This window comes from Cedecea neteri, assembly GCF_000758305.1.
Taxonomy (GTDB): Bacteria; Pseudomonadota; Gammaproteobacteria; order Enterobacterales; family Enterobacteriaceae; genus Cedecea; species Cedecea neteri_C.
Map to the genome: position 1 here is coordinate 2,223,929 of NZ_CP009458.1, position 21,304 is coordinate 2,245,232.

The following is a 21,304-nucleotide window of genomic DNA, read 5'->3' on the forward strand; positions in this document are numbered from 1 at the left end:
AAACAACACAATTCTTTTGCGCTGCGGCGGGATAACCCCTCTTCCTGGGCAGGAAGAGGGGAACGGGCTGTTATTTCAGACCTTCTCGATTCTCTGTTTTGGCTTCTTCGGCCTCGATGGCGCGATACCAGCGCGGGTGGTGCTTCTTCGCCCAGCGGCGGCTGACCTTGCCGACGATCATGCCCTTAATTGACCCTTTCACCCAAAACGCCATGTACATATGGATCAGGATGGCGTGGATCAAAATAATGGCTGAAGCCGCGTGGATCAGCAGGCTGTAGCGAATCATCCACATTGGGAAGTAGTGCGCAAACCAGGGCCGCCAGATAATAATCCCGGTTACCAGCAGCACGAAGATCATGCTCATAATGCTCCAGAACATCATCTTCTGCCCGGCGTTGTACTTGCCCACGTCCGCGACTTTATGCTCGTTGCCTTTCAGCACCTCAACAATGCCCTTCAGCCAGGGGAGATCCTGCTTGTCGGGAATGTTGTGATGCACGAAGCGCACGAACATAAACATCAGCGCCACAAAGATAGCCACGCCAAAGAACGGGTGCAGAATGCGCCCCATCTGCGGCGTACCGAAGGTTTCCGTCAGCCATTGCAGCGTCGGGAAGAACAGGGCGATGCCGGACAGAGACACGAGGAAGAAGCAAATCACCACCGTCCAGTGGCAGGCACGGTCGATGAATTTGGTTCTGACGATCATCTTACTCATGCTTGTCCTCCTCATCTTCGTCCACCTCTTCGTTCGGCCCGATCCCGACATAGTGGAAAATCAGGGCCGCGAAGGTGGCAACAAACCCGGCAGCCGAGAGCGGCTTCAGAATGCCTTTCCACAGGTTGATTGGAGTATCAATCTTCGGCTCTTTAGGCAGGTTGTGGTACAGCTCCGGCTGGTCCGCGTGGTGCAGCACGTAAACGACGTGCGTGCCGCCCACGCCCTGCGGGTTGTAAACGCCCGCATGTTCAAAGCCGCGTTTTTTCAGTTTTTCAACGCGCTGCTCTGCCATGTCCAGCATCTCTTTGCGAATACCAAAGCGAATCGCGCCTGTCGGGCAGGTTTTCACGCAGGCAGGCTCCTGGCCGACGCTGACGCGGTCAACGCACAGGGTGCATTTATACACGCGGTTATCGTCTTTGTTCAGGCGAGGGATGTTGAACGGGCAGCCCGCGATGCAGTAACCGCAGCCGATGCAGTGCTCCGACTGGAAGTCCACGATACCGTTGGCGTACTGAATAATTGCCCCGGCGGACGGGCAGGCCTTGAGGCAGCCCGGATCTTCGCAGTGCATGCAGCCATCTTTGCGGATCAGCCATTCCAGCTTGCCGTTTTCACGGGTTTCTGAAAAACGCATTAGCGTCCAGGACTTGGCGCTCAGGTCGGCGGGGTTGTCGTATACCCCCACGCAGTGGCCAACTTCGTCGCGGATGTCGTTCCACTCCGAGCAGGCCACCTGGCAGGCCTTGCAGCCGATACAGCTTGTGACATCGATGAGCTTGGTGACTTCTTCCTTGAAGTCACGCGCCCGCGGCGGCGGGGTGAAACTGTTGGTCGCCGAGCGTTTGATAATATCCTGAGATTGCATGGACATTGTTTCCTCCCTTACGCCTTCTCAATGTTGACCAGAAACGCCTTGTACTCCGGCGTTTGCGAGTTGGCGTCGCCTATCGACGGCGTCAGGGTGTTGGCGAGATAGCCCTTGCGTGCCACCCCTTCAAAGCCCCAGTGCAGCGGAATGCCGATGGTTTCGATTTCCTGCCCGCCAGCCCGCAGGGTTTGCAGGCGCGGCGTCACCACGGCCACGGCTTTAATAAAGCCGCGTTTGCTGCTGACTTTCACCCGGTCGCCGTGCGCAATGCCTTTCGCTTTCGCCAGCCCTTCGCTTATTTCAACGAACTGCTCGGGCTGCACGATGGCGTTCAACCGCGCGTGCTTGGTCCAGGTGTGGAAGTGCTCAGTCAGGCGATAAGTGGTGCCGACATAAGGGAACTGCTGCCTGTTACCCATGCGTTTAGCGTCCGCTTCGTACAGGCGCGCCGCCGGGTTGGAGACCACGTTCGGGTGCAGCGGGTTGGTGCCCAGAGGCGTTTCAAACGGCTCGTAGTGCTCCGGGAACGGCCCTTCGGCAAGTTTGTCGAGGGCGAACAGACGGCCCAAACCTTCCTGCTGCATGATAAATGGTCCGACGCCGCTGTCAGGGGCGGCGGTGCTGAAGTCCGGAATATCGTTCCCGACCCATTTCGTGCCGTTCCACTCAATCAGCATACGTTTGGCATCCCACGGTTTGCCCTGCAGATCCGCCGAAGCGCGGTTGTACAGCACGCGACGGTTCATCGGCCACGCCCACGCCCAACCCAGCGTGTTGCCCAGGCCTGACGGGTCGGCGTTGTCGCGGTTTGCCATCTGGTTGCCTTTGCTGGTCCAGCTCCCGGCGTAAATCCAGCAGCCGGAGGCGGTGGAGCCGTCATCCCGCAGCAGTGCGAAGGAGTCCAGCAACTGGCCCTTCTTCACCAGCAGGTTGCCGTTGGCGTCAAACAGATCTTCCAGCGCGTAGCCGTTGCTCTCTTTGGCGACCTCTTCGGACTCAGGATGATCGGGCTGTTCGTAGTGCCAGCGCATTTTCAGCAGCGGCTCAATGCCTTTGCCGCCTTCGGTCTGGTACATCTGGCGCAGCCGGTGGTAAAGCCCGGCCAGGATCTCCCCATCATTCAGTGCTTCACCCGGCGCATCCGCGCCTTTCCAGTGCCACTGCAGCCAGCGGCCTGAGTTGGCAATCGAGCCGTCTTCTTCCGCGAAGCAGGTGGACGGCAGGCGGAACACTTCGGTCTGGATTTTCGCCGGGTCAACGTCGTTCATCTCGCCGTGGTTTTGCCAGAAGTTGGAGGTTTCCGTCACCAGCGGGTCGATAACCACCATGTACTTCAGCTTGCTCAGGCTGGCGACAACCTTGTTTTTATCCGGGAATGAGGCAACGGGGTTAAAGCCCTGGCACAGATAGCCGGTGACGAGGTTGCGATCCATCATGTCGAAGTACTTCAGCACATCGTAGGCCTGATCCCACTTCGGCAGCCAGTCAAAGCCCCAGCCGTTCTCTTTCTGCGCGTCGTCGCCGTAGAAAGTTTTCATCAGGCTGACGAAGAACTTCGGATAATTCCCCCAATAGTTCACCTGGCCCGGCAGCGTCGCTTTTGGCGTGTTGGCGGCGAGATAGCCATCGACCGTGGTTTGCTTGTCGGACGGTAAAGAGAGATAGCCCGGCAGGCTGGTGGACAACAGGCCGAGGTCGGTCAGGCCCTGAATGTTGGAGTGGCCACGCAGCGCATTGACGCCGCCGCCCGCCATCCCCATGTTGCCCAACAGCAGTTGGATCATCGCCATGGTGCGGATGTTCTGCGCGCCCACGGTGTGCTGAGTCCAGCCCAGTGCGTACAGGAATGTGGTGGTGCGATCGACCGCGCTGGTCGAGGCCAGCACTTCGCAGACTTTGAGGAAATCGGCCTGCGGCGTGCCGCAGATATGCTCGACCACGTCCGGCGTGTAGCGGGCAACGTGCTCTTTGAGCAGGTTCCAGACGCAGCGCGGGTCGGTTAACGTGTCATCTCGCTTCGCAAAGCCATTTTCGTCGAACTGATAGTTCCAGGTGGTTTTATCATACTGGCGCTTTTCTTCGTCGTAGCCGCTGAACAGGCCGTCTTCGAAGCCAAAGTCCTCGTGCACCAGCAGGGCCGCGTTGGTGTAGTGTTTGACGTATTCAGCGTTGATTTTGTTGTTGGAAATCAGGTACAGAATCACGCCCGACAGGAAGGTAATGTCGGTGCCGGAGCGGATAGGTGCATAGATATCTGCTACCGATGCCGTACGGGTGAAGCGCGGATCGACCACAATCAGCGTGGCGTCGTTGTTGTTTTTGGCTTCCATCGCCCAGCGGAAACCAACCGGGTGGGCTTCAGCGGCGTTGCCGCCCATCACCATCACCACGTTGGCGTTTTTGATATCAACCCAGTGGTTGGTCATCGCACCGCGACCAAATGTTGGAGCAAGACTTGCTACCGTTGGTCCGTGTCAGACGCGCGCCTGGTTATCTACCGCCAGCATGCCCAGCGAGCGGGCAAACTTCTGGGTTAACATGCCGGTTTCGTTGCTGGCCGCCGAGGCGCACAGCATCCCGGTGGAAAGCCAGCGGTTAACCGTCACGTCTTGTTCATTTTTCTCGATGAAGTTGGCATCGCGGTCGTCTTTCATCAGGCGGGCAATGCGGGAAAACGCCTCGTCCCAGCTGATGCGCTGCCATTTGTCTGACCCAGGCGCGCGGTATTCCGGGTAGCGCAGGCGATTATCGCTGTGAATGTAGTCGAGCAGCCCCGCGCCTTTTGGGCACAGCGCGCCGCGGTTGACCGGATGATCCGGGTCGCCTTCGATATGAAAAATGCTGGATTTGGCGTTTTTCGAGCCATCTCCGAGGCTATACATCAATAAACCACAGCCAACAGAACAGTAAGTACAGCTATTGCGCGTCTCTTTTGCACGCAGCAGCTTGTAGTTGCGCGTTTCCGCCAGCGCGGCTTTTGGGGCAAAGCCCAGCACCGCCGCCGTTGTACCTGCCATTCCGCCGGCGCAGATTTTGAAAAACTTCCTGCGACTGACGTTCATCGTCACCTCATTGTTACGACGTTTTTAGTGCGGGCGAAAATAACAGCTACAGCTATTCAGATATTGCGTGAAATCAATTCGATAAACATTGGGTAGAGGATTACCCCTTTAGTATTAGAGGTTATTTGGCGGAGATAACACCGGCGTGTGGCAGGGGAAGGGGCAAGGGGAGTAAAACAATGTTGTCAGAGGCGATGCCGTTTATCGAGGAAACGGCACGCTGCGGGCTTTGAGTCAGATGCGGGTGATCGAGAACCAACGGCGCCAGATAAAACGCAGCAGGTAATATTCAACGGTGCCCAAAGCAAGGAACCAGATGCAGAACAGGATCACGTAAAGCTGGCTGAGATCGACCAGGTGGAAAGTGTCGATAAGCTTTTGCGCCAGAGTCAGCGTTAACGCCGGGGCCGGGAGCAGCAGGCATGACAGAAAGGCCAGCAGCAAAATGCCGCCCGCGCTCAACAGCGCTTGATGTGGATGGTTCATGACGTTGTTAGCCTGAGGTTAAAAGGCTATTGTCCGGGAAAGTGTACCCGGGTGTAAACCATTTGAGAAAGGGTAAAAAAGCGGCCCCTGCGAACAGAGGCCGTGTGAATCAGTTAAACACGTTGTTCAGCAGCGTGTACATCTGCGTGAAAGCGCGTTTTGTCACTTCCGGATGGTATTTCGCCACGCCTTCAACGTTCGCGCTCGGGTCTGTGAATGAATGCACGGCGCCGGCGTAGCTCACCAGCTGCCAGTCTACCGATGCGGCGTTCATTTCGCTGACAAACTTGCTCAGCTGTTCGCGCGGCACAAGCGGATCTTCCGCGCCGTCCAGCACCAGAATCGACGCTTTGATCTCGCCTGCAGCGTGGGTTTTCAGGGTATCCAGCGTGCCGTGGAAAGAAATCGCTGCTTTGATATCCGCGCCGCTTCTTGCCAAATCAAGCGAGCAGTGCCCGCCAAAGCAGAAGCCCGCTACCGCCAGTTTGTTGCCGTCGACGGCTGCGATTTCCTGCGTAGCAAGCGTGTCCAGCGCGGCCTGCATACGGCCTACTTCCGCTGGAGTGTCTTTCACGCCCATCATCAGGGCACCGGCTTCATCGGCGTTGGTCGGGCGCTTGCCCTGGCCGTAAAGATCGGCAACCAGTACGACGTAGCCCTGAGCGGCGATCCCTTTGGCCTGTTCAACCGCTCCGGCGCTGACGCCCATCCAGTTGGGGGCGATCAGGATGCCTGGCCGCGCAGCGCTTTGATTTTCCTGGTAGACCAGCGCGCCTTCAAAGGTTTGATTCTCGACTTGATAAGTAATGGCTGTTGAAATAATTTCTGACATAAGAATTAACCCCTAAATAAAATTTATTGGTCTGCAGGTGAGCCTTAATTAATTTCACATCGATAACGAATTAGCAATTAATTCAATTTACAAGCGCATGAATTGCTATTTAATTTAATTTAAAAAGCGTTTATTTGTTAGCGATAAATAATTTCTGTGAATAATTGTAATTAACCTGTTTCACGCTGACCATACCCATTTTATCTATAAGCCTTTATCTATAATAAGGAATCACGCTGTGTCATCGGCAGCAGGCGAGAATCCTCCAGCGCCGCCGTGCGATGGCCAATCCCCTGGAGATAAGCCTCATTATCCACAAAGGCCAGAAAAGCTCCCGCACTGCTCTGCCGCACGAGCATGGCGCAGTCCCAGCGTTCATCCTGCGGGCCAATCAGCCAGCTGTCAGCGGCACCAAGGAAAATAATATCTCCGCCGCTTTTATGTAAAAACGGCAGCGTGTGCTGTATATAGCGCTGAAAAGCTTCCGCGCCGCTAATCGGGCTAAGAGGCATTAATTCCGGCGTGGTTGAGTAATCCGCTACTTCCCGAAAACGCAGGAGGTTGAGCATATAAACCTCCCCGGATATTTGTTTCATCACAAAATGTCGCCCGGCCTGCGGGGTAGGCTGCAGGTAAGGCGTCGCGTTTGAGGACGTGAACATAATTATTCCTGTTATTTCCCGGCCGCAAAATGAGCGAGAAGCAGGGAAGCCACTTCTTCTTCCAGCGCAGGAGGAATTTCATGCCCCATGCCTGCAATGAGCTGCAATTTTGCGGCGGGGATCGTCTTAGCAATGTCCTGCCCGGCTTCTACTGGGAAGAGCGGATCTTGAGTGCCGTGGATCACTAGCGTGGACGCCGCTATTCGTTTTATCTCCTGGCGAAGATCGCCACTGGCCGCCATCGCCGCAATCTGGCGCAGCATGCCGGGCATTGAACTGGCGCGTACCAGCGAGGTTTTTAACAGCGCGGTGTAATACTCCTCGTCAAACGGGAGGTGCGTTGAGGCAATGCGCCTGAAGAACGTGAGTTGCTGCTCAAGCCAGGCGCTTTGGTGCGAATGCGGATCCGGCTTCGGCCCCATTAGCATTGTCATCACATCGGGGGCCGGAGGCGGGAGCTGAGGATTCCCTGTGCTGGACATGATGACGCACAGAGACCGCGTTTTTTGCGGATATTGCACGGCAAACAGTTGGGCGATCATACCGCCCATGGAACGGCCAACGATGTGCGCGGCTGAAATACCGGCTTTTTCCAGCGTGAGCGCAACGTCTGCCGCCATGTCCTGGAGCGTATAGGCGATGGGGATCCTTTGGCCCTGGGAGAGTGCCTGCAGGTCGGGCACGCCCGCGTGGTTTAACGTGGGAGACAGCCCGCAGTCGCGATTATCGACCCGTAAAACATAGAAACCTGCGTCGGCCAGCCGCTGGCAAAAGCGCTGTGACCAGCTGATGCTCTGGCTTCCCAGCCCCGGTAGCAGTGCTATGGCCGGGTTTTGCTTAGTACCGAAGGCGTCGAAATAGAGCGAAACCGGCAGGTTAGTAGCTGTGTTCATGGGCGATCCTCAGTTTTTGCTGCCAGGTTTCCAGCAGCTTCTCCAGCGCGGCTTTAACGTTTTGTTCATCCGGTTTGACCTTTTCGAGTACGGTGAACTCGAAAGCGGGCTCGCCATACTGGTTCCAGGCCTGCTGCAGCGCCTTATTGCGGTGCTGCCCGAACTTAAGTTCAAACAGATGGCGGTTTAACACACCCTGAGCATTTGCTGCGCTGGCGAGCAGCTTGTGGCCAGTTTGCGTATTGGCGATCAAATAGATGCCCGCTGTTGTCGGGCTGTCTTTATAGCTCTGCTTCAGATCTTTTTTGTTTATTGCCTCAGTCATTTTTGGACTCCTGCTTGCCAAAAGCTAACGTTGCCGCATAGCGGCGAATATCCTGCGGCCAGCCTTCCATCGCGGCATTGAAGGCCACTTCGTCATCAGCGAATAGCGCGCGCAGGCAAGTTTCGTACTCCGGCAGATCGCCCGCCACCTCGTGCATAAACTGGTAGGCGCTTTCGTGCCTGCGGCGTTTGTTGTCCGCCGGTTCGCTGGCTTTTCTGGCCTGTTCGATCAGTCGACGTAAAGTTGCAGAGGCGCCGCCCGGCTGCGTGGCCAGCCACTCCCAGTGGCGCGGTAGCAGGGTGACCTCCTTCGCCGATACGCCAAGCTTTGGCCTGCCGCGAGTTTTAACCGCAGCGGCCTCTTCGCTTGGCTGTTCGGCCAGCTCCGGGTAAGCCGCAATCGCGCTGGCTTCATCCCCTTGCACGTGGATATCCAGCCGTTTGCCGGTCTGGTCATTGAAGATAAACACCGGCTCGTTGCCGATTGGCGTGGCCTTTAGCTGCCGCAGCAGTTCGCTCAGGTTGCCGTGGGCAATCTGTCGTCGCTGTAGGAAGGCTGTGAGAGTAACAGGAGGCATGTGTGATACCTATTTTATCCGGGTAAAAATAGTAGCCTATCGGGAGGCGCTAACGTTGTCAATTATACCCGGGTAAAATAGGTGGGCGAGGTCAGGCCTGGTGCATCAAGTCCTGATACAGCTCTGCGAGCACGCCGCCGGGGCGAAATTGCTGTTTAATCCAGCGGGTAACCTGGCCCGTCGCCGCGTGCTGCGTGGCAAGCAACATGCGGGAATGCTGGCGTGGGTTATGGACCTGGCGGATCGTCAGCAGGCCGTTTTCTACCTCGCTACGCGCCATGTAATCCGGCAAAAAACCGATGCCGTCGCCCAGGATCTGGCACTGACATTTGGTCGGGAAGTCCGGTACCACCACGGTATCCTGGCCGTGCAGCAGCCAGCCCACTTTTTTATTAAGGGTAGAGGCCGTATCTTCCACCATGATATTCGGGTAAAGCCTGAGCTGGCTTTCAGGGATGGGTTCCTGTGCCGTGGCGAGGGGGTGATTTGGCGCGACCGCGAATGCCCAGTGAATGACGCCAATCTCCGTATAATCAATGCCACCCCCGCCCAGCAGGGCATCGGGCGCGCCGATAGCAATATTCACCTGATTGTTGAGCATCGCATCCCAGACGCCGTTGTATACCTCAGTGGTGATGGCAATCTGGCAGCCGGGGAACTGCTTTTTCAAAATATTCAGCAGTCTGGCCGTATGGTGAGGCGTGTACAGCAGATGGTTAATGCAAATCCTGACTTTCGCTTCGATGCCCTGCGAAATGGTCTCAATGCCCAGCCGGATCCCTTGAAAATCATTCAATAAGTCGCTGGCCTTGCGGTAGAGATAGATCCCGGATTCGGTCAGCTCGATGCTGCGGGTGTTGCGGATAAACAGCGGTGCATCGAGCCAGGTCTCCATACGCTTTATGGTGTAGCTGATAGCGGAGGTGGTTACACCCAGCTCTTCGGCGGCACGGCTGAAGCTGCCGTAGCGGGCGGCACAGGTAAAGGCCTGCAGGTTTTCTTCGGTAAAGATGGAGTTCATTCCGTGCTCCCTTCGATGACGCGCGATGCGGGGGAGTTTGACATATTTTGAAAAGAATTATTAAAACACATTCAACAATAGCGGCATCAGCGATGAATCTTTTTTAAGCGGATGTTTTTCCCGCCAGGGCGTTGTTATTCTCGAATTTCGGCCATAACCGCGAACGACAGGAGAACATGATGTCTGACAACGAGCTGATAACCGGGTTTTTGACGGCGGCTTTGAACGGGGACGTGTCAACGCTGAAAGCATGCCTGGCGCAGGGCGTGGATATTAACGCCAGCAACCGGCAGGGCAGAACGGCGATAACCCTTGCCAGCCTGAAGCAAAAATACGACTGCGTGGCGCTGTTGATTGACGCAGGCGCGGACGTTAATCAGCAGGATGAAACCTGTTTTAACCCCTTCCTGATTAGCTGCCTGAATAACGATCTCAAGCTGTTGCGCCTGTTGCTACCCACTAAGCCTGACCTGACTCGCTTAACGCGTTTCGGCGGGGTAGGCATTACGCCTGCCAGTGAGAAAGGCCACGTTGAGATTGTGCGCGAGCTGCTGGCTCACACCGAGATTAACGTCAACCACACCAACTTCCTCGGCTGGACACCGCTGCTTGAGGCCATCGTGCTGAACGACGGCGGCAAAAAGCAGCAGGAGATTGTCTCGCTGCTGCTGGAAAACGGTGCCAACCCGCATATGACGGATAAATACGGCAAAACGCCGCTTGAGCTCGCCGAAGAAAAAGGCTACCGCGAAATCGCTCAGCTGCTGAGAGACGCGGGCGCATAGCCGCTGTATTCCTGACAACCACCATCACACTCTGGGTAGAAAAATAATAATGACTGAGATTGAAAAAAGCCGTCGCGACTTTATCAGCGGAAGCGGCAAAGTTGCCGCCGCCTGTGCGCTGTTTGGGGCGAGCGGCAGCGCAGCCTGGGCCGCTAAAACACCTACAACTGCCAGTGAGAGCAGCCGCCAAATGAATGCCATCAGCGAAAAACACTATTACCTCGACAATGTGCTGCTGGAAACCGGGTTTAATTACGAAGGCGAAACCGCCGTCAGTACCCGCACCGAACTACATACGTTAGAAATCAAAGACGGAAAAATTGCGGCAGTTCGCGCCAATAAATCGCACCCTGACGGCACGCTGCATAGTTATGACGCCGGGAGTAAGCTGTTGCTGCCGGCGATGCGCGATATGCACATCCACCTGGACAAGACGTTCTATGGTGGCCCGTGGCAGGTGCATAACCGCCCGGAAGGCACCACTATCATGGATATGATTGCTTACGAGCGTAAAATTCTGCCGGAGTTACAGCCCTACACCCGAGAACGCGCCGGAAAGCTTATCGATCTTATCCAGTCCAAAGGGTCGACCATTGCCCGCAGTCACTGCAACATTGAGCCGGTTTCCGGGCTGAAAAACCTTGAAAACCTGCAGACGGTGCTGGCAGAGAGAAAGTCAGGCCTGAACTGTGAAATCGTGGCGTTTCCGCAGCACGGTTTGCTGCTTTCAAAATCTGAACCGCTGATGCGGGAAGCGATGCAGGCGGGGGCGCACTACGTGGGTGGCCTGGACCCAACCAACGTGGATGGCGCGATGGAGAAGTCGCTCGATACCATGTTCCAGATAGCGCTTGATTACGACAAAGGCGTGGATATTCACCTGCATGAAACCAGTCCGGCGGGCGTGGCGGCGGTGAATTACATGGTGGAAACGGTTGAGAAAACTCCGCAGCTTAAAGGCAAACTTACCATCAGCCACGGTTTTGCGCTGGCCACCCTTACGCCGCAGCAGGTGGAGGATATTGCCACGCGCATGGCTGCCCAGCAGATCAGTCTCGCCTCTACCGTGCCCATCGGAACTTTGCATATGCCGCTGAAGCAGCTCCAGCAAAAGGGCGTGCTGGTGATGACTGGCACCGACAGCGTGATCGATCACTGGTCGCCGTACGGGCTGGGCGACATGCTGGAAAAAGCTAACCTGTATGCGCAGCTCTACGTTCGCCCGAGCGAGCTTAGCCTGTCGCGTTCGCTGGCGATTGCCACCGGCAATATTTTGCCGCTGGATGATAAAGGTAAACAGGTTTGGCCGAAGGCGCAGGATGAGGCGAGCTTTGTGCTGGTGGATGCATCATGCTCAGCGGAAGCGGTGGCGCGTATTTCGCCGCGTACCGCGACCTTCCATCAGGGCAATTTAGTCTGGGGAAGCGTGATGTAATGCGAGGGAAAATAGCCTGCAAAAGCAGGCTATTTAATTACACCTTACCGAACAACAAAGACCGGGAAGCGGGCGTGACGAATAATACTGGAGGCGTTAGATCCGAGCAGATGAGTGGAAATAGACGGGTTCTTCGAGCCAACAATAATGACATCCGCATGAATGTCCTGCGCGACTTCGTTCACTTCATCCCGTACCGAGCCGTAGCGAATCTCCAGCACCACGCGTTCTTTAGGCAGTGAGAAGTGCCCGCGCAATTCTTCCATCTTTTCTTCGGCGTTTTTCTTCAGGTACTCGTCGAATTTACGGATGTCAGAGGAAAAACCGTGGGTATTAAACAGCGGGGATTTAGGCAGAACGTACAGAAGGTGGATTGTGCCCTCAGACTCTTTCGCCAGATATTCCGCATGGCGAATGGCTTTATCCGTGAGCTCCATTTCAAAAACATCCACCGGCATTAAGATGGTTTTATACATCGTTCATCTCCTTTGGGTTACGTTTGATTCATCCTGGCACTAAGTGATGGGAAAATCAGTTTAATTTTCCCGAGTTTGCGACCGCTATATTCATTTATACCGCTTAAATTAGTGACTACCAAAATGGGTGCAATTATTTGTATTATATGTCGGCCTGGCAGCTTTGCTTGGCGTAAAAAAATATCAAATCAATACCGAGGATAATTCTGGATGGCTACAAAAATCCTGATGCAGAATGCCCGTACTGGTGAAACGGTTACGGGGTTCTATGGTTTTTCATGGACTACACTGTTTTTTGGCTCTTTCCCTGCGCTGTTCCGTAAGGACTTCATTACCTTCATCGGCATATTTGTTGTGCTGTTGATTTTGGGGGTCTTTACTGCAGGCATTGGCTCAATGATCGCGATGATCGTTTGGGCGTTTATGTACAACAAGTATTACACCGTTAACCTGGTTAAAAAGGGCTTTGCCTTTGCCGGTACACACACTGAAAACCAGGTTGCTGCCAGCCGACTGGGGTTAATTCTCAACGCGGATAATTGCAAAACATTTGCTCAGTAATGACCGACTTGATAGTAAAAAAGCGCCTTTGAGGCGCTTTTTCTGTTTTACCGGATGGGTGTTTTAGTTGCGACCCGCCATCACGCCACCGTCAACATCCCACAACGCGCCTGTTACCCAGGTGGTATTCTCGGACAGCAGGAAGCTAACCACTTCGGCAACGTCGCGTGGGGTGCCGACTCGGCCAATCGGGTGGAAGCTATCAAAGCTGCCCATCACGCCCGCCACATCTTCTTTAGGAATGAAGCCTTCATAAATTGGCGTATGCACCACCGCCGGTGAAACCGCATTGACGCGGATACCGTGCGAACCCAGTTCAATAGCAAGGTTCTTCGTCAGCGCATGCAAACCGGCTTTCGCCATGGAGTAGGCGGAAGAAGGCGTGGCGCCGATGGCCTGCTGCGCCCACATGGAACCGATGTTGACGATTGAGCCTTTGATCCCGGCGGCAACCATGTTTTTCACCACTTCACGGGTAATGAAGAAGGTCGCGCGGTTGATGTTCATGTACATGTCGTAATCCGCCTCTTCGTGTTCGGTAAAGGCTTTCGGGAAGAAGACCCCGGCGGCGTTCACCAACAGGCTGATATCGCGGTGCTCCGCGTTAATCACGTCCATCACTTTGTGCATTCCTTCGCTGCTCATCAGGTCCGCGACGATGACGGACACTTCACCGAGGGCAGACAGTGCCTGGCGTGCCTGTTCGGCTTTCTCCGCGCGATTCCCGACCAGCACAACTTTCCCGCCGTTTTCCAGCACCTGACGAGCACTTTCCAGACCCATACCGCTGGTGCCGCCAACAACTAAAAGTTTCTTACCTGCGAATGATGTAGACATGATGACCTCGTTTCTCGTTGCTTAATAAGATGAAGCTGCCTGCGTGGCGCTTCGGAATGGCGACAGAATGCCAAAACCATTTGGGCCTGACGAAGCATAAGAACTTGCATATCGAGAAAGAAAAACTATCTTGTCGGTATGTCGTCTTTTGTCGAAGAGAAAATATGAGATCGTTGAATCGCCTGAAATGGCTGCACGCCTTTGAAGCCACGGCGCGCCACGGCAGCTTTACCGGCGCTGCGGAGGAACTGGGCGTAACACCCGCCGCCGTGGGGCAGCTTGTTCGTTCCCTGGAAGAGTGGGTTGGCCATCCGCTGCTGCACCGCACCCGCAGCGGGAAAGAAAGACTTACTCTGGTTGAGGAAGCAAAGGAGGCGCTGCAGGACATTACCGTTGGGCTGGATAGCCTGGAGCAGGGGCTGAATAAGCTGCGCGGTGCCAGAGCCCGCGCCGTGGTGGTGATTACCGCTTCTCAGGTGCTAATGATGAACTGGCTGATGGAGCGCCTCAACCGCTTTTCCGAGCAGCATGACAGCATCGACCTGCGCCTTAACGTCACGGAAAAACTGACCGATGTGCTGCACGGCGAGGCCGATGTCGGCATTCGCTGCGGCCCCGGCAACTGGCCGGGTTTGCAGTCAACGTGGTTAATGGATGAGGAGGCGGTAATTGTTTGCAGCCCGCAGTTGCTGACCGGCGTCACCGAAGCGGACTGGCTGTCGAAACAGAAGCTTATCTACGATGACACGCCGCATCCCGGGGCGAACTTCCCGGACTGGGAAACGATTTCTCAGGGCATCGGCGTACCGTTGTGCGAGCAAAATGGCCTGCACATTAACTCTACGTCAGCCGTTATTCTGGCTGCGCTGAGCGGGCGTGGTGTGGCAGTTGTGCGCAAAGCTCTGGTTCAGCAACTGATCGACCTGGGGCAACTGCGCCAGCTTTTCCCGCAGCACAAATGGCCGCTGACCTGGTCCTATTTTATCGTGCGTTCAGAGCGCTCCAGCCGACGCCCGGAGGTTACTCTGTTCCATGACTGGCTGGTGGCAGAGACGGGCGCTACGCTTAAGTAATGGAAAAACTCACCGAATTAAAGCGCGCCAAACGGCTGGCGCTCTCACTTTTGCTGATTGCTGCGGCAACGTTTGTCGTGACCTTATTTTTGCCACCCAGTTTCTGGGTCAGCGGCCTGAAAGCGATTTCTGAAGCGGCGATGGTCGGCGCCCTGGCGGACTGGTTTGCGGTAGTGGCGCTGTTTCGTCGGGTACCCATCCCGTTTATTGCCCGGCATACGGCCATTATCCCGCGTAATAAAGATCGTATCGGTGAGAATCTTGGCAAGTTTGTGCAGGAAAAGTTTCTGGACACCCAGTCGTTGGTTGACCTGATTCGTCGCCACGAGCCGGCGCAGATGATGGGGACCTGGTTCCGGCAGCCCGAAAATGCTCAGCAGGTAGGGCGGCACATGCTCAAGGTGATGGAAGCGTGGCTGTCTCTTACCGATGACATGCGGATTCAGGGGCTGATTCGCCGGGCGGTGCACAAGGCCATTGATAAAGTCGATCTCAGCTATTCCAGCGCGCTATTGCTGGAAAGTTTGACCAAAAATAACCGCCATCAGGCGTTGCTCGACTCGGTGATCGCGCAACTGCTGGCGCTGCTGGAAAAACCGGCCAGCCGGGAATTTATTGCCCGCCAGATCGTCCGTTGGCTGGAAACCGAGCACCCGGTTAAGGCCAGGGTGCTGCCTACCGAATGGCTGGGCGAGCAAAGCGCAGAGCTGGTATCCGACGCCGTGAATTCTCTGCTGGATGACGTGAGCCAGGACAAAACGCACCAGCTTCGCCGGGCGTTTGACCGTGCCGTACAGCGGCTTATCGACAGTCTGAAAAATGACCCGGAAATGGCCGCCAAAGCGGAAACGATCAAAAGTTATCTGAAAGAGGATGAGAAGTTTAATCTCTACCTCGGCGAGCTTTGGAATGACCTGCGGGGCTGGCTGAAAACAGACATTGCCAGCGATGATTCGCGGGTGCAAAAGCGCATTGCCGAAGCGGGGCAATGGCTCGGGGAAACGCTAACGGCCGATGCTTCGCTGCGGGCCTCGCTGAATGAGCACCTTGAGCAGGCCGCCCGGCATATTGCGCCGGACTTCTCTGCGTTTCTCACCCGGCACATTAGCGACACGGTGAAAAGCTGGGACGCGAAAGACATGTCGCGGCAGATTGAACTCAACATCGGCAAAGATCTGCAGTTTATCCGCATTAACGGCACGCTGGTGGGGGGCTCGGTCGGGCTGGTGCTCTATTTGCTTTCACAATTGCCGGGCGTGATTGAGGGCTGGGGGCTGAGGTTTTAAGGCACAGGGCGCGAGGCCCCGTGCCGCGTGGTTAGCCCTGATGAGGCATAAGTTTCGGATCACCGGCGAAAGCAGGTTTGTTGCTGCTGAGTGCCTGTTCATCAGCGCCTGGCGAGCCGCTGTTATCCGCCCAGACGCCTTCCTGCGTTTTGCTGATGGCCTGATGTTGGCCGTTAAGGTTTTGCCCCATGGCGGCGATGTGCTGGCTTTCGGTTCCACCGCTGTTGTCGGCCCAGGGAATGACGGGGTCGGCCGCTGCGGCGAATAAAGGCAAGCAAATCGAGCTGGCAAGCAGCATTTTGATGGCTTTATGCATGTTATTCACCTGCTGACATTAGCGTTTTGGGTGCCCGCTCCGTTAGGAGATGGCGGTACCGATAAGTCTACTGCGGCGTGAAGTGTGAGCGGGGGGAGAAAAGTAAAAGAGCGTGTCATTTGCCACAATTGCTTACCAGCGATCTCTCTATAATCAATAGGATATAAATCAATTTCATTTACAATGAAATAATTAATCTGCTAATGATAATAACTGTAATTTATTGAGGCACCGATCTCCAGGCTGCCTGACAAGACCCATGAAATTTAATTAGATATACTTTCGTTTTATTTTCAATCGGCTATTACAGCGGTAACTTATGACGCTTAACCCTTTCTGCTATTTTCTGCTGCTGCTTACCGCGGCGGGCAGCATTTTTATTCCTTACTCATTGATCATGTGGTTTGTACTGGTGAATGTACTCACTCTGCTGGTTTACGGCGGTGACAAACTGGCTGCGATAAAAGGCTGGCAGCGTGTGCCGGAGGCAACATTGCTTCTCTTTGGGCTGACAGGCGGCTGGCCCGGGGCAATTCTGGCCCAGCAAAGTTTTCGCCATAAAACACTGAAGCAGCCGTTCAGACGCTGGTTTTTTATTACCGTGATAATAAATTTAATTGCTGTCTTTGCCATTGTATATGAATTTTATTTACCCAGGTAATATTAACTTTGTATATCTGGTGAGATAATGCAATGAGTTTTGCTATGTGTTTTTATTTTTTCAAGTGGCTTTGTTAAACTGTTAATGTTTTTAATGAATTAATAATCCCTTGCTTAAAATTAAATTGATTTTAAGTGTGTGTGATAAATTAGATGATCAAATGTTAATGAAGCCCTGAGGGGCGCATCATTTGGCCTTAATGGTTTTAATTAAGCTCTTTTTAGGTGTGCCTGGATTCTCACTATGCTTAATTGTCGGGGCTGATTTGATAGTGATTGCGTAGTGGTCTGGTCTTTAGGTTACGATGCGTTATCTGAACTTTCATTTTAAGCATGTTAATCATGAGGTACCGGTCAATAGCAGGTGCCTTTATTACTGTTGGCAAATAACATGGTCTGTGTTCTAGATATTTATTTATAGACATTAAATAATGGAATAAACCATTGTGCCGGATAAAAGGCAGGTAGCCCTATGACTATTTTAAATCAATTTGGAATGATTAATTATACGGTGAAAAGAAAAGGGAGTTATCTTCCCGCGTTTTTATCACTTTGTTTATTTAGTCCTGTTGTGTTGGCAAATAATGTAGAAGGTGGTGCGGCAAGTAATGTCGATGTTCAGCAGTTTTCCGTCAAGCTAGGAGCAAATCGTATTATTTACGATCCGGCAAAGTCCGGGGCCATGCTTTCCGTTGTGAATTCACAAAATTATCCGATGCTGGTGCAGACGGATATTTTTCTTGAAGATAAAACCACCAAAGCGCCTTTCACGGTCACGCCTCCGCTTTTCCGCCTGGACGGCGGGCAGACCTCGCGCCTCCGTCTCATCCGTACCGGCGGTGATTACGCCACAGACCGCGAGTCGCTGCACTGGGTTTGCGTAAAAGGTATTCCACCTAAGGCAGACGATCTCTGGGCGAAGGACGAGAAAGGAAGCGATGAGTCAAAAGTAACCTCTTTTAGCGTCAAATTCTCGGTCAATAGCTGCATCAAAATGTTTATCCGCCCGGCAGGGGTAAAAGGCAAACCTGATGATGCCGCTGCAGCGCTTAAATGGCAGAAGTCGGGCGATAAGCTGAAGGTAACCAACGGCTCGCCGTTTTATATCAACCTCAGCCAGCTCACGGTAGGCGGAAAAGAGGTGAAAGACAAGCGCTACATTGCGCCACTATCTTCTGAAACATTTACATTGCCAGCGGGCGGTAATGGCACCGTGGAATGGAAAGTTATCAACGATTTCGGCGGCGAGAGCGTTCTGTACAGGGAGAAAAACTGATGTACTCCCCCTTAACTCGCCCGCACCTTTCCCGCGTCTTTAAGAGAACAGCGCTGGCATGTGTTTGTTTATCTGCTCTGCCGGGTAGCCTGCAGGCACGAACGTGGTCTTTCGACACCACAGCGTTAGGCCAGGATGTTGATGTGTCCGTGTTCGAGCAGGGTGGGCAGCTACCGGGAATCTACCCGGTCGAGATTTTGGTTAACGGCGTGCGCCAGGATATCCGGAACATGGATTTTCGGTTAGCAAAAGATTCTGACGGCAACAACCGACTTCGCACCTGTCTGACGAGAACTCAACTGATGCAATACGGTGTGAAAGTGAAGGACTGGCCGGGGCTGTTTAAGGGGGAGGAGACGGTTTTTCCGGAGAATGAATGTGCCACGATGTCGGTCATTCCTTATGCTTCTGAGCAGTTTGATTTTAACCGAATGGAACTACAGATCTCTGTGCCTCAGATTGCGATGTGGCCGGTTGTGAAGGGGATCGCCCCGGAAGGACGATGGGACGACGGCATTCCCGCTTTCTTGCTCAATTACCGAACCAGCATTCGGGAAATGGAGTACCGAAATAGTGGTACATCAAGCACCTCTGGCTCTGCGCAGCTAGAGCCAGGCTTGAATCTGGGTGCTTGGCGCTTTCGAAACCTGCTGAGCTGGCAAAAAACAAGCGGCCAGGATGGTAAATGGGAACGAGCATATTCGCGCGTGGAACGTGGGCTGAATGACTTCAAGAGTCGCCTGACGTTCGGGGAGTATTATACCCCCTCAGATGTTTTCGACAGCGTGCCGTTTCGAGGCGTGATGGTCGGTACGGATGAAAGTATGGTGCCATTCAGCCAACGTGCATTTGCCCCACAGGTCAGAGGTATTGCCCGAACCAGGGCAAATATTGAGGTGCGCCAGAATGGCTATCTTATCTACAGCACCACGGTGGCACCCGGCGAGTTCGAACTAACGGATCTGGCAATTACCGGCTCTGGAGGGGACCTGGAGGTGACGGTGCTGGAGTCCGACGGCAATAACCAGGTCTTCTTGGTACCCTGGACGACACCGGCCATTGCCGTGCGGCAGGGCTACTTAAAATATAACGTTTCTGTGGGTGAATATCATTCGTCAAACTCGGCTGTGGAACAGACCCCAGTCGGCCAGTTGACGGCGATATACGGTTTGCCGCTGGGCCTGACAGTGTTCGGTGGCGGGCAGTTTGCCGACCATTATCAGGCGGCATCTTTTGGGCTTGGGCTTTCTGCCGGAAACTATGGTGCCGTTTCGCTGAATGGTATTCATGCCCGCGGGCAGAAAAAATCGCAGGAATCCACTCAGGGGGCTCTTTGGGGGCTGCGCTACAGCAAAACGCTGGACACGACAAACACCGGCATTTCATTTTCTCATTATCGATACACTTCGCCTGACTACACAACGCTTTCAGACGTTCTGAATACCTGGAGAAAAGACGGTTACAGTGGATACTATTCCAGCGGGGACTCGGTGAAGAACCGGACTAGCCTGACGCTCAGCCAGTCACTTGGCAGCATTGGCAGTTTCAGCCTCAGCGGGACGCGCAATACCTACCGAAACGGCAAGGCGGATCAGGACTATCTTTCTGCATCTTTTGGCTCTTCATGGAAAGGTGTTTCCTGGTCTCTTAGCATGACGGAGCAAACCGTATCGCGTTATGGCGGCGGCAACCGTAATCACAATCGCAAGGAACAGCAATATGGGCTGTGGGTGAATATCCCTCTTTCTACCTTCGACATGTGGGCATCTACTCAGGTACAGGGTGGAACCGGGCGCGACACCAGCTATGTGGCTGGCCTGAACGGACGTGCATTTGACCGCCAGCTGAACTGGAACCTGCGTCAGAATATTACCCAGGGCGATTCTTCTGCCCAAAGCAGCAGCGTGGATATGGACTGGAGCGGCGCTTACGGCAATATCGGCGGTGGCTATAACTACAGCAAAAATTCCCGACAAATGAACGCCCAGCTCAGCGGTGGTGTCATTGCCCATCGCAATGGCGTGACGTTTGGGCAAACGTTAGGTACCACCACTGCACTGGTCGAAGCGCCGGGTGCCAGCGGCGTGGCTGTGAATAACTGGACGGGCGTCAGAACAGATTTCCGCGGTTTCACCACGCTGGGTTATCTCTCGCCCTACCAGGATAACACCGTCACGCTGGATCCTGTCTCCCTGCCTGAGGATGCTGAAATTACGCAAACCGATACTCGCGTGACGCCGACAAAAGGTGCCGTAGTGCCCGCAACCTTCCAGACACGCATCGGCGGCCGAGCCTTGATTGCTTTGAGCCAGCCTGGTGGTAAGCCCGTACCGTTCGGCGCCGTTGTCAGTCTGGAGGGCAACGAAAACGCCAGAGCGACCGGTGTAGTGGGTAACGAGAGTGAAGTATATATGTCTGGTTTACCTGATAAAGGCTCGCTGCTGGTGCAGTGGGGAGAGGGGAAACAGTGCCGGGCAAACTATCAACTGCCGAAAGAGAAAGGTCTGGCGGGGGTTTATCTCAGCCAAAGCCAGTGCAACTGAATACAGGGATAGAGCATGATGCAGAAAGGTCAAATGATGGGGTTTATTACTGGCGTTTTGCTGGTAATGGCGTCCGTGCCACTAAAGGCGGCTGAGCTGGATATTCGCCTTCAGCCAAAAACGATGTTTGTGAAAGCGATAAATGTTGGGGATGAAGTTGTATCAGGGCAGTTTAGTTGCCGGGGTAAGCATCATGTCTGGCTTAATGCCGAAAAAGTTGATGATGTGGCAAATACCTATATTGTTCGAGGCAAACATAATCAAGGCAATATTATCTACGTGACGCTTGGCGGACAGGGGTGGATAGTGGATGACTCCGCCGAAAGAAAAGGTGTCACGACGGTAGACACGTTAAGCGATACGCGCTTTACCATTTTCGCTAGCGTGAATCAGACGCCACGCCCTGATGTGTATACTTTTAATGTTGCCGGTGAATGTCTACCGGTTGATGCATAAAACAGGATATATAAATTAAGAAATCTAAATGCCATGTCGATAATGCATGGCATTTTTTTGGGCAGGGGCGTATTGAATGAAATGCTTTGATGATTGTTCATGTTTTTAATGTTAAAAAACCTTAACTCCAATTAAGTTAAGGTTTTT

General features: G+C 54.1%; 22 protein-coding genes. 9 read left to right on the top strand and 13 right to left on the bottom strand.

The window, feature by feature from the left end:
• Positions 1 to 70: 70 nt before the first annotated feature.
• From fdnI to LH23_RS10440, 10 genes are all read right to left on the bottom strand, one after another.
• Positions 71 to 736, bottom strand: a complete 666-nt coding sequence (gene fdnI / locus LH23_RS10390; protein WP_039290875.1) for a formate dehydrogenase-N subunit gamma — start codon at positions 734 to 736, stop codon at positions 71 to 73.
• A complete protein-coding gene (gene fdxH, locus LH23_RS10395; RefSeq protein ID WP_039290877.1) occupies positions 714 to 1,598 on the bottom strand; it encodes a formate dehydrogenase subunit beta in 885 nt (294 codons plus the stop codon). Before fdxH ends, fdnI begins: the two co-directional genes overlap by 23 nt.
• 11 nt (positions 1,599 to 1,609) lie before the next feature.
• Positions 1,610 to 4,657, bottom strand: coding sequence for a formate dehydrogenase-N subunit alpha (fdnG, locus tag LH23_RS10400; protein WP_156108020.1), 3,048 nt, complete (start codon positions 4,655 to 4,657; stop codon positions 1,610 to 1,612).
• Positions 4,658 to 4,891: 234 nt separating this feature from the next.
• On the bottom strand, positions 4,892 to 5,143 hold the full coding sequence (locus LH23_RS10410) for a DUF1158 family protein (protein ID WP_039290884.1): 252 nt from the start codon (positions 5,141 to 5,143) through the stop codon (positions 4,892 to 4,894).
• Positions 5,144 to 5,252: 109 nt separating this feature from the next.
• The gene (locus LH23_RS10415) at positions 5,253 to 5,975 is read right to left on the bottom strand and encodes a dienelactone hydrolase family protein (RefSeq protein ID WP_039290886.1); all 723 of its coding nucleotides are present in this window, start codon (positions 5,973 to 5,975) and stop codon (positions 5,253 to 5,255) included.
• A 218-nt stretch (positions 5,976 to 6,193) separates the two neighbouring features.
• Positions 6,194 to 6,637, bottom strand: a complete 444-nt coding sequence (locus tag LH23_RS10420; protein ID WP_039290888.1) for a hypothetical protein — start codon at positions 6,635 to 6,637, stop codon at positions 6,194 to 6,196.
• 11 nt (positions 6,638 to 6,648) lie between these two features.
• Positions 6,649 to 7,530 (bottom strand): alpha/beta fold hydrolase, encoded by an 882-nt coding sequence (locus LH23_RS10425; protein WP_039290890.1) that lies wholly within the window; start codon positions 7,528 to 7,530, stop codon positions 6,649 to 6,651.
• Positions 7,514 to 7,855: a GIY-YIG nuclease family protein gene (locus LH23_RS10430; protein WP_039290893.1), complete on the bottom strand. Its 342-nt coding sequence runs from the start codon at positions 7,853 to 7,855 to the stop codon at positions 7,514 to 7,516. The genes LH23_RS10425 and LH23_RS10430 overlap by 17 nt, the downstream gene beginning before the upstream one ends.
• Entirely contained in the window at positions 7,848 to 8,432 is a 585-nt protein-coding gene (locus LH23_RS10435) for a DUF2239 family protein (RefSeq protein WP_039290895.1), read from the bottom strand. The genes LH23_RS10430 and LH23_RS10435 overlap by 8 nt, the downstream gene beginning before the upstream one ends.
• 91 nt (positions 8,433 to 8,523) lie before the next feature.
• The gene (locus LH23_RS10440; RefSeq protein ID WP_039290898.1) at positions 8,524 to 9,453 is read right to left on the bottom strand and encodes a LysR substrate-binding domain-containing protein; all 930 of its coding nucleotides are present in this window, start codon (positions 9,451 to 9,453) and stop codon (positions 8,524 to 8,526) included.
• A gap of 179 nt (positions 9,454 to 9,632) precedes the next feature.
• On the opposite strand from LH23_RS10440, the gene LH23_RS10445 reads away from it, so the two are divergent.
• Positions 9,633 to 10,238 carry an ankyrin repeat domain-containing protein gene (locus LH23_RS10445; protein ID WP_039290900.1) on the top strand — a complete coding sequence of 202 codons (606 nt, stop codon included), beginning with the start codon at positions 9,633 to 9,635 and terminating at the stop codon, positions 10,236 to 10,238.
• 49 nt (positions 10,239 to 10,287) lie between these two features.
• On the top strand, positions 10,288 to 11,673 hold the full coding sequence (locus LH23_RS10450; RefSeq protein ID WP_039290902.1) for an amidohydrolase family protein: 1,386 nt from the start codon (positions 10,288 to 10,290) through the stop codon (positions 11,671 to 11,673).
• Positions 11,674 to 11,717: 44 nt separating this feature from the next.
• On the opposite strand, the gene uspG is transcribed toward LH23_RS10450, so the two are convergent.
• The gene (gene uspG / locus LH23_RS10455; RefSeq protein WP_008455928.1) at positions 11,718 to 12,149 is read right to left on the bottom strand and encodes a universal stress protein UspG; all 432 of its coding nucleotides are present in this window, start codon (positions 12,147 to 12,149) and stop codon (positions 11,718 to 11,720) included.
• 210 nt (positions 12,150 to 12,359) lie between these two features.
• On the opposite strand from uspG, the gene LH23_RS10460 reads away from it, so the two are divergent.
• Positions 12,360 to 12,710, top strand: a complete 351-nt coding sequence (locus LH23_RS10460; protein ID WP_039290906.1) for a hypothetical protein — start codon at positions 12,360 to 12,362, stop codon at positions 12,708 to 12,710.
• 63 nt (positions 12,711 to 12,773) lie between these two features.
• On the opposite strand, the gene LH23_RS10465 is transcribed toward LH23_RS10460, so the two are convergent.
• Positions 12,774 to 13,547 (bottom strand): SDR family NAD(P)-dependent oxidoreductase, encoded by a 774-nt coding sequence (locus LH23_RS10465; protein WP_039290908.1) that lies wholly within the window; start codon positions 13,545 to 13,547, stop codon positions 12,774 to 12,776.
• Positions 13,548 to 13,711: 164 nt separating this feature from the next.
• Here LH23_RS10465 and LH23_RS10470 point away from each other — a divergent pair, with 164 nt between their 5' ends.
• Positions 13,712 to 14,620 carry a LysR substrate-binding domain-containing protein gene (locus LH23_RS10470; protein WP_039290910.1) on the top strand — a complete coding sequence of 303 codons (909 nt, stop codon included), beginning with the start codon at positions 13,712 to 13,714 and terminating at the stop codon, positions 14,618 to 14,620.
• On the top strand, positions 14,620 to 15,906 hold the full coding sequence (locus tag LH23_RS10475; protein ID WP_039290913.1) for a DUF445 domain-containing protein: 1,287 nt from the start codon (positions 14,620 to 14,622) through the stop codon (positions 15,904 to 15,906). Before LH23_RS10470 ends, LH23_RS10475 begins: the two co-directional genes overlap by 1 nt.
• Positions 15,907 to 15,937: 31 nt before the next feature.
• On the opposite strand, the gene LH23_RS10480 is transcribed toward LH23_RS10475, so the two are convergent.
• Positions 15,938 to 16,222, bottom strand: coding sequence for a hypothetical protein (locus LH23_RS10480; RefSeq protein ID WP_052050169.1), 285 nt, complete (start codon positions 16,220 to 16,222; stop codon positions 15,938 to 15,940).
• 319 nt (positions 16,223 to 16,541) lie between these two features.
• On the opposite strand from LH23_RS10480, the gene LH23_RS10485 reads away from it, so the two are divergent.
• From LH23_RS10485 to LH23_RS10500, 4 genes are all read left to right on the top strand, one after another.
• Complete coding sequence (locus tag LH23_RS10485; RefSeq protein WP_039290915.1) at positions 16,542 to 16,883, top strand: DUF1294 domain-containing protein; 342 nt, start codon at positions 16,542 to 16,544, stop codon at positions 16,881 to 16,883.
• A gap of 471 nt (positions 16,884 to 17,354) precedes the next feature.
• Entirely contained in the window at positions 17,355 to 18,158 is an 804-nt protein-coding gene (locus LH23_RS10490; RefSeq protein ID WP_039290917.1) for a fimbria/pilus periplasmic chaperone, read from the top strand.
• The gene (locus LH23_RS10495) at positions 18,158 to 20,701 is read left to right on the top strand and encodes a fimbria/pilus outer membrane usher protein (protein ID WP_081946069.1); all 2,544 of its coding nucleotides are present in this window, start codon (positions 18,158 to 18,160) and stop codon (positions 20,699 to 20,701) included. The genes LH23_RS10490 and LH23_RS10495 overlap by 1 nt, the downstream gene beginning before the upstream one ends.
• A 15-nt stretch (positions 20,702 to 20,716) precedes the next feature.
• Positions 20,717 to 21,157: a hypothetical protein gene (locus LH23_RS10500; protein WP_039290920.1), complete on the top strand. Its 441-nt coding sequence runs from the start codon at positions 20,717 to 20,719 to the stop codon at positions 21,155 to 21,157.
• Positions 21,158 to 21,304 lie beyond the last annotated feature (147 nt).

Coding starts and splice junctions, on each gene's coding strand:
- fdnI (WP_039290875.1), bottom strand. CDS start 736: ATGAGGAGGACAAGCATGAGTAAGATGATCGTCAGAACCAAATTCATC.
- fdxH (WP_039290877.1), bottom strand. CDS start 1,598: ATGTCCATGCAATCTCAGGATATTATCAAACGCTCGGCGACCAACAGT.
- LH23_RS10410 (WP_039290884.1), bottom strand. CDS start 5,143: ATGAACCATCCACATCAAGCGCTGTTGAGCGCGGGCGGCATTTTGCTG.
- LH23_RS10415 (WP_039290886.1), bottom strand. CDS start 5,975: ATGTCAGAAATTATTTCAACAGCCATTACTTATCAAGTCGAGAATCAA.
- LH23_RS10420 (WP_039290888.1), bottom strand. CDS start 6,637: ATGTTCACGTCCTCAAACGCGACGCCTTACCTGCAGCCTACCCCGCAG.
- LH23_RS10425 (WP_039290890.1), bottom strand. CDS start 7,530: ATGAACACAGCTACTAACCTGCCGGTTTCGCTCTATTTCGACGCCTTC.
- LH23_RS10430 (WP_039290893.1), bottom strand. CDS start 7,855: ATGACTGAGGCAATAAACAAAAAAGATCTGAAGCAGAGCTATAAAGAC.
- LH23_RS10435 (WP_039290895.1), bottom strand. CDS start 8,432: ATGCCTCCTGTTACTCTCACAGCCTTCCTACAGCGACGACAGATTGCC.
- LH23_RS10440 (WP_039290898.1), bottom strand. CDS start 9,453: ATGAACTCCATCTTTACCGAAGAAAACCTGCAGGCCTTTACCTGTGCC.
- LH23_RS10445 (WP_039290900.1), top strand. CDS start 9,633: ATGTCTGACAACGAGCTGATAACCGGGTTTTTGACGGCGGCTTTGAAC.
- LH23_RS10450 (WP_039290902.1), top strand. CDS start 10,288: ATGACTGAGATTGAAAAAAGCCGTCGCGACTTTATCAGCGGAAGCGGC.
- uspG (WP_008455928.1), bottom strand. CDS start 12,149: ATGTATAAAACCATCTTAATGCCGGTGGATGTTTTTGAAATGGAGCTC.
- LH23_RS10460 (WP_039290906.1), top strand. CDS start 12,360: ATGGCTACAAAAATCCTGATGCAGAATGCCCGTACTGGTGAAACGGTT.
- LH23_RS10465 (WP_039290908.1), bottom strand. CDS start 13,547: ATGTCTACATCATTCGCAGGTAAGAAACTTTTAGTTGTTGGCGGCACC.
- LH23_RS10470 (WP_039290910.1), top strand. CDS start 13,712: ATGAGATCGTTGAATCGCCTGAAATGGCTGCACGCCTTTGAAGCCACG.
- LH23_RS10475 (WP_039290913.1), top strand. CDS start 14,620: ATGGAAAAACTCACCGAATTAAAGCGCGCCAAACGGCTGGCGCTCTCA.
- LH23_RS10480 (WP_052050169.1), bottom strand. CDS start 16,222: ATGCATAAAGCCATCAAAATGCTGCTTGCCAGCTCGATTTGCTTGCCT.
- LH23_RS10485 (WP_039290915.1), top strand. CDS start 16,542: ATGACGCTTAACCCTTTCTGCTATTTTCTGCTGCTGCTTACCGCGGCG.
- LH23_RS10490 (WP_039290917.1), top strand. CDS start 17,355: ATGACTATTTTAAATCAATTTGGAATGATTAATTATACGGTGAAAAGA.
- LH23_RS10495 (WP_081946069.1), top strand. CDS start 18,158: ATGTACTCCCCCTTAACTCGCCCGCACCTTTCCCGCGTCTTTAAGAGA.
- LH23_RS10500 (WP_039290920.1), top strand. CDS start 20,717: ATGATGCAGAAAGGTCAAATGATGGGGTTTATTACTGGCGTTTTGCTG.